The 14039-nt window shown below is 30.8% G+C and carries 8 protein-coding genes; 1 reads left to right on the forward strand and 7 read right to left on the reverse strand.

All coding sequences use genetic code 11. From position 1 onward, the window contains the following. Positions 1–46: 46 nt before the first annotated feature. The 6 genes from JAO71_RS07590 to JAO71_RS07615 all read right to left on the reverse strand — a co-directional run bounded on the left by JAO71_RS07590 (position 47) and on the right by JAO71_RS07615 (position 9878). Positions 47–2251 carry a B12-binding domain-containing radical SAM protein gene (locus tag JAO71_RS07590; protein ID WP_202999972.1) on the reverse strand — a complete coding sequence of 735 codons (2205 nt, stop codon included), beginning with the start codon at positions 2249–2251 and terminating at the stop codon, positions 47–49. A gap of 38 nt (positions 2252–2289) precedes the next feature. Beyond that, positions 2290–3618 carry an LTA synthase family protein gene (locus tag JAO71_RS07595; protein WP_202999974.1) on the reverse strand — a complete coding sequence of 443 codons (1329 nt, stop codon included), beginning with the start codon at positions 3616–3618 and terminating at the stop codon, positions 2290–2292. 47 nt (positions 3619–3665) lie between these two features. Next, positions 3666–4613: a tRNA dihydrouridine synthase gene (locus JAO71_RS07600; protein WP_202999976.1), complete on the reverse strand. Its 948-nt coding sequence runs from the start codon at positions 4611–4613 to the stop codon at positions 3666–3668. A 54-nt stretch (positions 4614–4667) separates the two neighbouring features. Then, entirely contained in the window at positions 4668–5018 is a 351-nt protein-coding gene (locus tag JAO71_RS07605) for a ribosomal protein L7/L12 (protein ID WP_036598471.1), read from the reverse strand. Between the two features lie 358 nt (positions 5019–5376). Beyond that, a complete protein-coding gene (gene htpG / locus JAO71_RS07610) occupies positions 5377–7293 on the reverse strand; it encodes a molecular chaperone HtpG (protein WP_202999978.1) in 1917 nt (638 codons plus the stop codon). A gap of 176 nt (positions 7294–7469) precedes the next feature. Next, positions 7470–9878 carry an alpha/beta hydrolase family protein gene (locus tag JAO71_RS07615; RefSeq protein WP_202999980.1) on the reverse strand — a complete coding sequence of 803 codons (2409 nt, stop codon included), beginning with the start codon at positions 9876–9878 and terminating at the stop codon, positions 7470–7472. Between the two features lie 230 nt (positions 9879–10108). On the opposite strand from JAO71_RS07615, the gene JAO71_RS07620 reads away from it, so the two are divergent. Further along, positions 10109–11119: a 3-oxoacyl-ACP synthase III family protein gene (locus JAO71_RS07620; protein ID WP_028607041.1), complete on the forward strand. Its 1011-nt coding sequence runs from the start codon at positions 10109–10111 to the stop codon at positions 11117–11119. 379 nt (positions 11120–11498) lie between these two features. Here the strand turns inward: JAO71_RS07620 and JAO71_RS07625 are convergent, their stop codons facing one another. Then, positions 11499–13943, reverse strand: coding sequence for an outer membrane beta-barrel family protein (locus JAO71_RS07625; RefSeq protein WP_202999988.1), 2445 nt, complete (start codon positions 13941–13943; stop codon positions 11499–11501). Between the last annotated feature and the right edge of the window lie 96 nt (positions 13944–14039).

Genomic DNA, 14039 nt, shown 5'->3' on the forward strand with positions numbered 1-14039 from the left:
CAGACAAAGGTAAGTTAATGCAATTAGTTTAAATTATAAACTTTACTTAAAGTATTAGTAAGCCAAAATCTCTCAGTTTTTGCAAGGGTTTAGAGAACCAAAATAACTCGAAATTTTCTAAATTAGTTTCAAAGTCTTTTTTTATTGTCGAAAACGAAAGTGTTTTTCCGCTTGACGGTTTTAAAAGCTCTAAGGTATTTAGCAGCCATTCGCCTTCAGGCTTATTTAATGTTAATTGAAGCGTTTCCGTTTTATCATGAAACGTTAAGTCTAATAAGTAATTGGTAAATCCTTTTTTTGTCTTTGTGCGTTCTTCAACCAATGGTAAATGTCCTAACCAAACTATTTTTGCTGTAGGTTTTGTGTTTAAAATAGTTTCAGTATTTAAACAATCTTCAATATAAAAAGGAGCTATTGTGGTTTGCGGAACTGTAAAATCAAACCAATCTTGTAATTCCATGTCAAAACCAATACCATGCATAAAATTGAATAGTGATTTTTTTAACCCATAACTAAATTGCGAATGATCTATACCTGTGTTGTCTGTAAAATCTATATCATTATTAGCAAAAGAAATGGATTTATAATGAGGTGTAACACCATAATCTGATGGGTTTTTACCGATAGGACTATGTGCTGTTAAAGCAAATTGATGCCAAAACCCAGATTGAATAATACCAAGCTGAAACAATTGTCTAACCATTTCTAGACTATCTATGGTTTCTTGCTCAGTTTGCGTTGGGTAGCCATACATTAAATAGGAGTGAACCATAATATTGGCTTGTGTAAAATTACGTGTCACTTGTGCCACTTGCTGTACAGTGACTCCTTTATCAATTAATTTTAAAAGTCTATCTGAAGCTACTTCTAAACCACCAGAAACTGCAATACAACCAGAGGCTTTTAGTAAGTAACACAGGTCTTGAGTAAAGTTTTTTTCAAATCTAATGTTAGTCCACCAAGTAACGGTTAATTGTCTTTTTAAAATTTCTAGAGCTAATGCTTTCATTAAAGCAGGAGGAGCAGCCTCATCCACAAAATGAAATCCGTTTTCACCAGTTTGAGCAATCAACTGTTCCATTCTGTCTACTAAAAGTGAAGCAGCAATAGGTTCGTAAATTTTAATATAATCTAAAGAGATGTCACAAAAGGTGCATTTTCCCCAATAACAACCATGAGCCATTGTTAGCTTATTCCATCTGCCATCACTCCATAAACTATGCATTGGATTAGCAATTTCGATAACCGAAATATAATCTTCTAAAAGTAAGTCAGAATAGTCAGGCGTACCAACTTGTAATTGTTTATAATCTGGTTTTGTAGTATTGTTTTTATAGCTAACTATTCCGTTTTCTAAAACAAAAGTACGTTTGTATTCTTGTTTATAAAGGTCTTTATTTTGATTAGCTTCATTTACAGCTTTGTGTAATAGCTCAACTGGTAATTCGCCATCATCTAATGTTATAAAATCAAAAAAATCAAAAACACGTGTGTCTGATACTTCACGTAATTCGGTATTAGGAAAACCACCACCAATAGCGATTTTTATGTCAGGATAATTGGCTTTTATAAACTGGGCACATCTAAACGCACTGTATAAATTCCCTGGAAAGGGAACCGAAAAACAAACCAATTTTGGATTTACTGTTTTAAGTCTTTTGTTTAGAATAGATAAGGTGATCTCATCAATAACTGTTGGTTTGTTTTGCAAGCTGTTGTATAACTCGTCAAAAGCATTTGCACTTTGCCCTAAACGTTCTGCGTATCTACTAAATCCAAAATTTGGGTCGATACACTCAATAATAAAATCTGATAAATCTTCAAGATACAAGGTTGCTAAATGTTTGGCTTTGTCCTGCATTCCCATTTCACCAAATGCCCAATCCATATCTTCTAATTGGTTAAATCTTGAAGCTTGAGGTAAAAAATTAGTAGTACAAATTTGTCTGGCTAAAGTTTGATTTTTGCCTTGTAAAAATAAAATAACAGCATCTAAAGGTTGAAGATAATCGTCTTTTAAAGTGTAAATACGTTGACAATTATCTGTGACAATACTTTGATTTTTGATGGCTAAATCAAAAAGATTAGTAAACGTTTTTTTACTGAATAATTCCAGAATAACCTCAATACCTAAATCCATTTGAAATGCAGAAATGTCTTTAGTATTTAAAAAACCTTTTAAATATGCAGTCGCAGGATAAGGTGTGTTTAATTGAGTAAAAGGTGGTGTTATTAGTAAAAGATCTTTCACAAATGTTATTTTTAATACAGTTGCAAAGGTACTTTAAATTACTTGGAGTAATGCCAAAACGGGATAGTTACTATCTTATTTTTAGTATTTATACTATCCTGCTTTTCAATTCTAAAAATGTCTAAACTATGTTTGCCTTCGGTAAGGTTTTTTAAAGGTAGAACTGTTTCAAACCCTTCTTGGTTGTTATTATGTCTTGTGTAAATAAATTCAGGTTGGTTAAAATCTATACTATCTATTTTAAAACTATAAATTTTAGTCAATGTTTTTAAATATTCTGTTTTTAGGCTATCCATGTTTTTAATTTTAACGACTTCATTAAAACTAAAGTTTAAGCCAGATTTTAAACCACGTTTATCATATTGTGGTTTTAAGGTTTTATTAAAATTAAAAATAGCGTCTTCGATGTCTTCATTATATTCAATAAAAACGGGAAGGTAATTAGTGGTAATAATTTTAGAAGGTATAGAAGCGTTTTTAATAAACATACCTTTTTTTGTAATTGTTTCGTCGTAATTATTAATGTTAGCAATATACTGATTAGAGTCATCATTAGTATTCAAATAATTAGACCTGTTATGTTGGTAAGATGCTAAGGTTGCAGCAATAAAGTATAATGGAATTAATGAGAAATGTAGTCTTTTACCAAATCTATTATCTAAAAAATTATGGACTAATGGTCTGTATAAAAAGGAAAGTGTTAAATAATTAAATACCCAATAAAAAGGAAAGTATATTTTAGCTAACCATTTGTTTTTTTTAAGATACCCTTGTGTTACAAAATCTATAAAAGTTAAAAACATGCCTATTAAAACAAAAAATAGTGCGCCAATACCAAGTACAAAAATTATTTTGTTGCTATTTTGATGATCTTTTATCATTAATATTGAAATAGCAACAATACTACCAATGCTAATAAAAATAGATAACATATAAAAAATCAATAAAAAAGAAGTCGCAAATAGTATACTACAGTAATCTTCTAATTTAGATATGTATTTGTCAAAAGATCCTGTTTTACGTCTTATATAGCGATCAAATTTAGGTCTATAATTTAATTTTTTATAGTCAATATCTCCAGATACATAGCGTAATCCTAAGGCTCCAATCCATAATCCTCTTAATACAACGTGTAATAAAAGAGAGGTCATTAAGATGTAACAAGAAAATAACATTAAAACAATACCAATAGATATTATAGTATTGCCTTCGTTACTTGAAATGTTATAGTATAATTCTAAGGGTTCAAAAGCTTGAGATAATCCATAAACTGAAAACCCAGAAATAATAAGTTCTAATTGCCAACTTTCTTGTTGAAGTTTATCTAGCCAAGCCTTAAAAGCTTTGGATCTGTAATTATTTTGCATTGAAATTTTGGTTGGTTACCGTAAATATAATTTAAATAATGAAAATGTTACTTTTCATTATTTAAAATAGTAGCAACTGCTTGCTTGTACTTAACTGGATTACCTGCTTTTTTTATGGCTTTATATGTTTTTTGAGGATTAGAGAATGACTGAGAGAAAAATTCCCAAAAGCCTAACATTTTCATTTTTATAGGTGTTGGACCAGACAGATACTCGTCATATTGTTGATAAATTGTGTCATGAAATTGGCTAAAAATGTCCCAACGGTTTTTAGGATATTCGGTTGTGTTATTTTTAATCATACTTGGTAAAAAAGGATCAGCAATTAGACCACGACCAATCATAAAATGATCAATGTCAGGAAAACGTGCTTCCATATTCTTAAAAGAGGCTACACTTGTAATATCACCATTGTAGTATAATTTATGTTTGGTACTTTTTGTACAACGTTCAAAAGCATCTAAATCTACAGGCCCTTTGTATAATTGCTTACCAATTCTGGCATGTATCGCAATATTTTTAAGTGGATATTTGTCTAGAGTAGGGAAGGCGTCTAAAATTTCGTTAGCGTTATCATAACCCATTCTCATTTTCATGGATACAGTAATATCACTCTCGTTATGTGCTTTGTTTAAAATCTCATCAATTTTTGTCGGATTACAAATTAAACCAGAACCCATACCAGATTTTGTAACCATTGGATATGGACAACCTAAATTCCAGTTTAGTTCTTTATAGCCTAAACTTTGTACATACTTAACCACAAATAAAAACTCGTCAGCATCATTGGTCATTACTTGTGGAATAACATTTAATGTGGTGTTATTTTCTGGTTGTAAATCCAGTTGATAAGAATTTTTGATTTTTAATTTACCATTTAACCTAATATATGGTGCATAAAATGTATCAATACCACCAAAGTAGTGATGGAATGCATTTCTAAATCTAAAATCAGTGAAGCCTTGTAAAGGCGAAGACAATAAGGTAATGGACATTAAACAGTATTTGTTAAGCAAATATAGTTTAAATTGAAAAAGAGTTACGCGATTTTACTTTTGAATATATAAAACCATCATTGTTATAAGGCTAATTAATAAAATTAAGATGACGTAATTTTTAGTTTTAGAAGGATCATCTATTATATGATTGCCTTTTTTTTGAAATTGGCTAAAATCTTCAGGTATTAGTGGACTTGACAAGTCCGTAGATATAAAATTAGGTTTACCATCAAAATAATCTGGATTGTTGGTTAATCTGTCAACAATATCTTTACTTTCTTTCAAGCCAATATTTAATTGGTCTCTTACAGATTTTATGGCTTGTAGTTTTTTTCCTTTGGCAATTAACAGTAATAGTTTGGTTTTATTAATTAGTGTATTGTTAATGATAATTGTACTCATAGCTAGAAAGTTGCTGGTTTTGACAGGTTAATTAATTGGTTGTCATAATAGCATTTATTTGCTTTAATTAAGCATATGGTATTGGTATATAGTAAGGTAAGGTGTAAATGCACACTGAAACTATAATGTGTTTTTATCATGTTAACTAATTATCATTTAGCTTGTACAAGTTAGTCATTTTTTTTTAATTTAAAAATGAACGATCATTTTTGAGTATAACCTAATGATTTAATTTTTGTTATTAAATCACTAATGTATCTGGCTGTTTTTATTTTATTATTAGGTTTGTAGTAATAAAAAAACCACCTATTTCTAGGTGGTTTTTTATTTCCGAGAAAGCGATATTTTTAATAGTAAATTACTTTAGTAACTCGTAACTACGTTTTACAAAGTCTGATAATTCTTTACCTTTTAATAAACCTTGAGATAAACGTGCTAAGTCTAAACTTTGCGTGATTAAATGCGTTTGTTTGTCTTTAGCTTCTGTATTTAAAATTTCTGCTACTAAGTCAGAGTTTGTATTAACAACAAGGTTATACATTTCTGGCATGTTACCAAACATTTGCATTCCGCCTCCACCACCAGATGCTTGCATCTCTTTCATACGACGCATAAATTCTGGTTGTGTAATCATAAACGGAGTCGCATTACTATCCATAGCTTCTAACTGTACCATGAATTTTTCTGAAGGAATAGCAGCTTTTAAAATTTCGTCTAGAGCTTTAGTTTGCTCTTCGTCAAGCTTAGATATTGCAGCTTCGTCTTTGGCAATTAATTTGTCAATAGAGTCTGCGTCTACACGTGCAAATGTTATGTTTTCTTTAGTAGATTCTAGTTTTTGCATTAAATGCGAAACGATAGGACTGTCTAATAATAAAATTTCGTAACCTTTATCTTTGGCAGCTTCAATGTAGCTATGTTGCTCATCTTGATTACTTGTGTAAAGTATTACTAATTTATTGTCTTTGTCAGTTTGTTTAGCCTTTATTGCGTTAAATAACTCGTCATAAGTGTAAAACTTACCATCAACAGTTGGATATAACGCAAATGCATCTGCTTTGTCAAAAAACTTATCTTCAGACAACATACCGTATTCAATAACAATTTTAATGTCATTCCATTTAGCTTCAAACTCTTCACGATTATTATTAAATAAAGATTTAAGTTTATCTGCTACTTTACGTGTAATGTAAGAACTAATTTTTTTAACTGCACCATCGGCTTGAAGGTAACTACGCGATACGTTTAATGGGATATCTGGACTGTCAATAACACCACGTAACATAGTTAAAAACTCAGGTACAATACCTTCTACGTTATCTGTAACGTAAACTTGGTTTTGATATAACTGAATTTTATCCTTTTGCATAGCCATATCCTGAGACATCTTAGGGAAATATAAAATACCTGTTAAGTTGAATGGATAGTCTACATTTAAATGAATGTGAAATAATGGATCTTCATGCTGTGCTGGATACAGCTCACGATAAAATCCTTTGTAGTCTTCGTCCTCTAACTCAGTTGGTTGTTTTGTCCAAGCTGGATTAGGGTTGTTTATTATGTTGTCAACAGTGATTTTTTTCTGAGGCTCAGTAGTTTCTTTACCTTCAGCATCAGTAGTTGTTTCTGGTGTGTGATCAGGATCGTTTACTTCTTTAGTTCCAAATTTAATTGGAATAGGCATAAATTTGTTATACTTATATAATAAGCTGCTAATACGTGCTTCTTCTAAAAACTCTGTAGAGTCTTCAGCAATATGTAATATAATCTCAGTTCCTCTATCTGTTTTATCAGCTTCTTCTAATGTAAATTCAGGAGATCCATCACAAGTCCAATGTGCAGCTGTAGTACCTTCTTTATGAGATTTGGTGATGATTTCTACCTTTTCTGCAACCATAAATGCAGAGTAAAAACCTAATCCAAAGTGTCCAATAATACCAGAGTCTTTTGCACTGTCTTTGTATTGGTCTAAAAATTCTTCAGCTCCAGAAAAAGCAACTTGGTTGATGTATTTTTCAACCTCGTCTGCAGTCATACCAAGACCTTGATCAATAATATGAAGTTTTTTACCTTCTTTATCAATTTTAACCTCAATAACTGGGTTTCCATATTCAGATTTTGACTCTCCAATACTAGTTAAATGCTTTAGCTTTAAAGTAGCATCTGTACCATTACTAATTAACTCACGTAAAAAAATCTCGTGATCACTGTATAAAAATTTCTTAATTAACGGGAAAATGTTTTCAACCGAAACATTAATATTTCCTTTTGCCATGATAATATTGTTTATGTTTTAATTTCCGCTTTAAGCGAAAAAATAGATTTATTATTTGCTTTGTTATAGACAACAAAAATGCCAATTGATTAACTTGACCTTTTTTGTGACAAGATGACATAAAAAAACCATTCGTTTTGCTGAATGGTTTTTAGGTAATCCGTTTTTATTGAGATTTATTGTTTGTTTTTAACATGTTTGTCTAACCATTGTTCTTGTTCCCAAAGCATATGCATAATAGATTCTTTGGCTCTGTATCCATGACTTTCTTTAGGAAGCATAACTAATCTTACAGGTGCACCTAAACCTTTTAATGCGTTAAAATAACGTTCGCTTTGTAATGGGTAGGTTCCAGAGTTATTATCTGCAACACCATGTATTAACAGTAAAGGTGTTTTCATTTTGTCTGCATGCATAAATGGAGACATGTTATAGTATATTTCTGGAGCTTCCCAATAGCTACGTTCCTCACTTTGAAATCCAAAAGGTGTTAATGTTCTATTATATGCACCACTTCTTGCTATACCAGCAGCAAATAAATTTGAGTGCGATAATAAATTAGCTGTCATAAAAGCACCATAACTATGACCTCCTACAGCAACTTTATTTCTGTCAATATATCCAAGATTATCAACAGCATCAATAGCAGCTTTTGCATTGGCTACTAATTGTGTTCTGAATGAGTCGTTTGGTTCTTCAGTACCTTCACCAACAATTGGGAAAGCAGCATCATCTAAAACAACATAACCTTTAGTTACCCAATATATTGGAGAACCCCAATATGGATACACAAATTCGTTTGGATTAGCTGTACTTTGCGATGCACTTGACTTATCTTTAAATTCTCTTGGATAAGCCCATAAAATCATTGGGTATTTTTTATCCTTTTTATAATCTAGAGGTAAATATAATGTGCCTTCTAAATCTAATCCATCATCTCTTTTGTAGCTAATAACACGTTTGTCAACATTTTCTATACTTTTAAAAGGATTTTTAAAATCTGTAATAGCTTTTAAATCATTGTCTTTGTAAATATTTCTTATGTAATAATTAGGGTATTCTGTTTTAGATTCTATTCTAACTAAAACATCTCCCTTTTTCATATCTAAAGCAGTGTTTAAGCTTTCTAGCTTATCAGTGTATTTAGATTGGTATAAACGTTTAGTCGTGTTGGTTGTAATATCATATTGATCTATAAAAGGAAATTGTCCTTCTTTAGAGAAGCCTTCACCCATTAAAAATAATTTATCACCATCCATTGTTAATGTATAATTACCATATTTGTTTTTAGACCTCACAAAATCTCCTGGATCGCTATATACATCTTGATAGCTTCTGTCTGTTATTATTTTAGCGTCTTTAGTATTATCTGAAGGATTAAATAAATAGGTTTTGGTGTTTCTTGTATTCCACCAATAGTCATAAGCAATAGCAGTATTGTCATTTCCCCAAGTGATATTAGAAAAACGTTGTTTGGTTTTTATAAGAAGTTTTGGATTTGCATTAAAAGGTGCTTCCATTTGGTAAACAGCATCTCTAAAATCTACTTTAACTGCTGGATCACCTTTATCCAAAGCTTCAGTCCATACTAAGGTTGACGGTTTGTCGCTTCTCCAAGTCATGTTTCGTTTTCCAGTTCTAGTAGACATGAAACCTTTTGGTCTTACTTCGTCTAAAGCAATATCATTTACTTTAGAAATTAATTTAGCTTTATTGTCATAAATATTACTTTCGTTAGGAAACCTAGAATAGGTTACTAAATATGAAAATGGTTTTTTGATTTTTGTAATCATAATATAAGTTCCGTCAGGCGAAAAGCTAATATTACGATACATATCTGCATTTAAAAATGTTTCAGTTTTACCTTTTACAGATACTTTTTTAATTTCAGATCGTGCAAGTTGTTCAAAATTAAATTCATCATTAGGTGTTTTTAATAAATCTTGATACGTTCTGTTTTGTGCTTTAGCACCATCACTTACAGATACTGTAGGACCAGACGGTACAGCAGTAGAGGTATTTATTAAAGGTTTTCTGTCACTTGGTAACATTTTTACCAATAGATTTTGATTGTCTTCAAACCAATTTAATGTGCTTCCCATATTAGCATTAACATTGGCGTCTGTAATTTTTTTAGCAGACGCTTTATTAATATCTAAAATCCAAACTTCAACACCTTTATCTGTGGTGTTAAGACAGGCAATCATGGTTTCATCTGGAGACCATCTAAAGCCTGATAACCTTGGTTTAGCTGGTAAGCCAGATATTTGCTTAGCGTCTTTATCTTTTGTTTTTTTTATTTTTAAATTAGTGTAATAGGTTGTTCTGCTTCCAATGTTTGTTACAGGATTTATTCTTAATCCTGCTAAACGTAATTCGGTTTCAGATAATTCTGTAATAGATTTATATTGATTACGATAAAACAAAACCATGTTTTCTCCTTTACTGTCAATTTGTACACCAGGAGCTAAATCTGCATCTGCTAGTTTTAAAATTTCTTCAGAAGGTTTTTGGTATGTTAAATTTTGTTGCGCATAGCTATTACTAAGTAGTAAAATAGCAAATAATTGAAGTAGTTTTTTCATTTTTAATAAGGTTGATTTTTCAACTTTCAAGTTACTTAAAATCTATTTTGGTAAATGTGATAGATTTGTTAAAACTTATAGCAAATTTTATTGTCAATTAATAGTTAGTTATTATGCATGCATAATTAAATAGTGTAATTTGTGAAATCTTTATTTTTGAAAGCATTAAATTGCGAAACTATTTGCTTTAGTGATAAAAGAAGCAATAGCATTAATAAAAATATAATTAAATGTATAATTCAAAAATTATTGGTTTAGGTAAGTATGTGCCTGACAACGTTGTGACTAATGAAGATTTATCCAAAATGATGGATACTAATGATGAGTGGATTACAGAACGTACTGGAATTAAGGAAAGACGTTGGGTAAAAGAAGGCTCTGGTGACACCACTGCTACAATGGGTGTAAAAGCTGCTAAACAAGCAATTGAACGTGCTGGAATAGATAAGGATGATATTGATTTTATCATTTTTGCAACCCTAAGTCCTGACATGTATTTTCCTGGTCCAGGAGTGCAAGTACAACATGCTTTAGGTATTAAAACGGTTGGAGCCTTGGATGTACGTAACCAATGTTCTGGTTTTATATATGCATTATCTGTAGCAGATAATTTTATTAAAACTGGTATGTATAAAAACATATTAGTTATTGGTAGCGAGCTGCATTCTCATGGTTTGGATAAAACTACAAGAGGTCGTGGTGTTACAGTAATTTTTGGAGATGGAGCAGGAGCAGCAATTTTAACAAGAGAAGAAGATACTACTAAAGGAGTTTTATCCACACACTTACATAGTCAAGGTGAACATGCAGAAGAATTAGTGTTGGTTGCACCAGGAATGGGAAAGCGTTGGGTTAATGATATTATTGCTGATAATGATCCTAATGACGAAAGCTATTTTCCGCATATGAATGGTCAGTTTGTATTTAAAAATGCAGTTGTTCGTTTTAGTGAAGTGATAATGGAAGGTTTAGTTAAAAACAAAATGGGTAAAGATGCTATTGATATGCTAATACCTCATCAAGCAAATTTACGTATTGCACAATTTATACAAAAGAAATTTGAATTAACAGATGACCAAGTGTATAATAACATTATGCGTTATGGTAATACAACTGCAGCATCTATACCAATAGCTTTGACTGAAGCTTGGGAAGAAGGTAAAATAAAGGAAGGCGACAATGTTGTGTTGGCTGCTTTTGGTAGTGGTTTTACTTGGGGAAGTGCTATTATTAAATGGTAATTAATTACAAGACTTAATAATATTTTATATAATTAAAAAAGCCAAACACAATTTTGTGTTTGGCTTTTTCTATTAACTAACTAACTATTTAACTTAACTATATAAATCTGTTGGTTTTTTGTGAAGACTAATTCAAATAAAAATAAAAACGATTTACTGTTTTGTTACTATTAAGACGCCTAAAATTGAATTTTATTACGCTGATTATCAGTATTTAACGTTATTTTAACATTAGCTTGTTTAATTACCAAATAATGTGTTAAAAATAAAAACCCAAAGTTGATCAGACTTTGGGTTTTCTTTATCTAGCAACTAACCTAAACACTAACCATCAACTGTTTTGTTAGCAACTAAATAGCCTCTAGAAGGTATTTTTATATTACATAAATCCGCCTCCAGATTTAGTATCATTATCTCTTTGTTTTCTTGATTTTGCTCTGTAGTTTCCTCCTCCAAAGCGGTAAGATAAACGTCCAGAAATTTGTTGACTTTCCCAATTAAAACGTCCAACTTGTACATAAGGTGTCTTACCTTCAAATTGTGCATACATAGTATCAAAAATGTCATTGTAGCTTAAGCTAAAGCTTGCTTTACCTTGTAAGAAGCTGTAACGCATCCCTAAATTTACCATAAACATGTCATTAGTTTCAAACTGTATGTTTTTGTTTTTTCCACTATACATTCCAAAAGCAGATAGACTTAAAGCTTTAGTTACTTTAAAATTATTAAAAGCCCTAACATTCCACATAACATTATCTACTTGTACAGTATTTAAAACAATGTTTTGATTACTATCAAAAGATTCGGCTACACTTTTTTGAGTTTGAGAAAATAAATCGAAACTAGCATTAACACTCCACCATTTAGTAGGTCTGTAGTTTGATGATAACTCAACTCCGTAAGCAGATGAGTTGTCAAAGTTTAAGTTTGTAAAAATTAAACGATTTGTATCTGTTCTATCAATAAGTATGGCTTGTTGTATCTCGTCTTCAATAATTCTGTAAAATACACCAGCAGTAATGCTTCCGTTTTCTAATTGTCTTGTGTAATTAGTTTCAATAGAGTTTGTAAATTGTGGACGTAACTCTTGATTTCCAAACTGAGAAATTAATGGTGTGTTCCATTCAGGTAAAGGATTAACTTGACCAATTCCTGGACGATCTACACGTCTGCTGTAATTTACCTGAAACGAGTTTTTGTCTGAAGGAGAATACGTTACAAAAGCCGAAGGGTATAACTTAAAATAATCATTGTCAAACGGAATATTAGTTTGCTCATTAGATTGTAAATCTTCTTTAAAAGCTTCTGAGTTTACCGTTACATTTTCAGCACGTAAACCAACTTGGTAACTCCATTTGTCTAATGTTTTACCGTATGTTGCATAAGCAGAATAAATGTCTCTTGTGTAATCAAAAGTTGTGGTTGTAGGTATGTAATCTCCATTTTGATTGGTCTCTCTTGCATCAGATTGATAGTAAATATTGGTATTAAATAATCGTGCTTGAAGTCCAACTTCTAATTTTGCAGTTTCAGATAAAGGGTTGCTGTAGTCTAAGTTAATAGTACTACTTTTTCGATCTGTATCTGTATCTTCAATAAAATTAGGACGTTGTGAGCTAAAAAAGTTATTTCGTGTAAAGGCTAAACCATTATAAGTGTTGTGATCGACTTCTAATTCAATATTATGTCCTTCATCATTAAAATCATGCTTGTAATTAAAATTATATTGTTGTGAATCATTTTCGTTATCACTTCTTGTGTATTGACTTTCGTTTAAAGACGCATCAAATAAATAGTTTATACTTGAGTCTACGTCAACCCATCCATTAAATATATTTTGATTTGTAAATACTGAAATAGTGTTTTTATCATCTAAATAATAATCCAAGCCTACTTTAAATAAATGAGATTTGTTATTGTTTAAAATTTCAAAATTTTGATTAATATTTTGTTCAATTCTATTGATTTCTCCAAAATTGAAATTTTTTGTAACACTGTTATTATATGATCCATAAACGTTAAACTTTCCGTTTCTATAATTGGCATCAATAGAGCTATTAAATTTAGCTTCCACATCATGAGATAACCCTATGTTTAGGTTTCCGTTAAAACCAATTTTTGTATTTTTATGTAATACAATATTTATAATTCCGCTCATTCCTTCAGGATTATACTTAGCAGAAGGATTTGTAATTAGTTCAATACTTTTAATAGAAGACGAAGGGATTTGTTTTAGTAACTGTTCGGCAGGAATATTAGATAATTTTCCATCTACCATTACACGTACATTTTGGTTACCTCGCAAACTAATAGATCCTGTCTGTTGGTCCACACTTACAGATGGTAAGTTGTTCATGATCTCGCTAGCTGTAGCACCTGCAGTTTGCAAGTCTTTACCAATGGTAATAACTTTACGATCAACTTTTTGTTGTATAGTTGAGGTTTCAGCAACAATCGTTACTTCATCCAAACTTGTTGCAGCTTCTTCAAGATTTATAGTTCCTAAATCTATTTTTTTATTGTCTTTAGAGATGATAATAGTTTTGGTTTGTGATAAAAATCCAAGATATTCAATACTAACAATGTGTATTCCGACTGGTATTTGGTTTACTTCAAATTGACCGTCATTATTTGTGATACCTCCAGTAATTAAATTGTTTTTAGAGTCCTTAATAATTATATTTACATAAGGTAAGGGTTGGTTTAAAGTTACGTCTAATACAGTACCAGTAACAGTTCCGATTTTTGGTTTGACATTAGGTTGGTTTTGAGATTGCATGCTAAAGGCTACCAATAGACATACGATGGTGAATAGTTTTTTCATTGTTTTGATTGATTATTTGATTGATGTTTGGTTATGTTATAAAGACGTCACAATTGTCAATCTGTTACTGTAAAAAATCGTTTTATTAAAACTTTA

The organism is Olleya sediminilitoris, from assembly GCF_016785945.1.
Lineage (GTDB): Bacteria > Bacteroidota > Bacteroidia > Flavobacteriales > Flavobacteriaceae > Olleya > Olleya sediminilitoris.

Coding starts and splice junctions, on each gene's coding strand:
- JAO71_RS07605 (WP_036598471.1), bottom strand. CDS start 5,018: ATGAGTACAATTATCATTAACAATACACTAATTAATAAAACCAAACTA.
- htpG (WP_202999978.1), bottom strand. CDS start 7,293: ATGGCAAAAGGAAATATTAATGTTTCGGTTGAAAACATTTTCCCGTTA.
- JAO71_RS07620 (WP_028607041.1), top strand. CDS start 10,109: ATGTATAATTCAAAAATTATTGGTTTAGGTAAGTATGTGCCTGACAAC.
- JAO71_RS07600 (WP_202999976.1), bottom strand. CDS start 4,613: ATGTCCATTACCTTATTGTCTTCGCCTTTACAAGGCTTCACTGATTTT.
- JAO71_RS07615 (WP_202999980.1), bottom strand. CDS start 9,878: ATGAAAAAACTACTTCAATTATTTGCTATTTTACTACTTAGTAATAGC.
- JAO71_RS07595 (WP_202999974.1), bottom strand. CDS start 3,618: ATGCAAAATAATTACAGATCCAAAGCTTTTAAGGCTTGGCTAGATAAA.
- JAO71_RS07625 (WP_202999988.1), bottom strand. CDS start 13,943: ATGAAAAAACTATTCACCATCGTATGTCTATTGGTAGCCTTTAGCATG.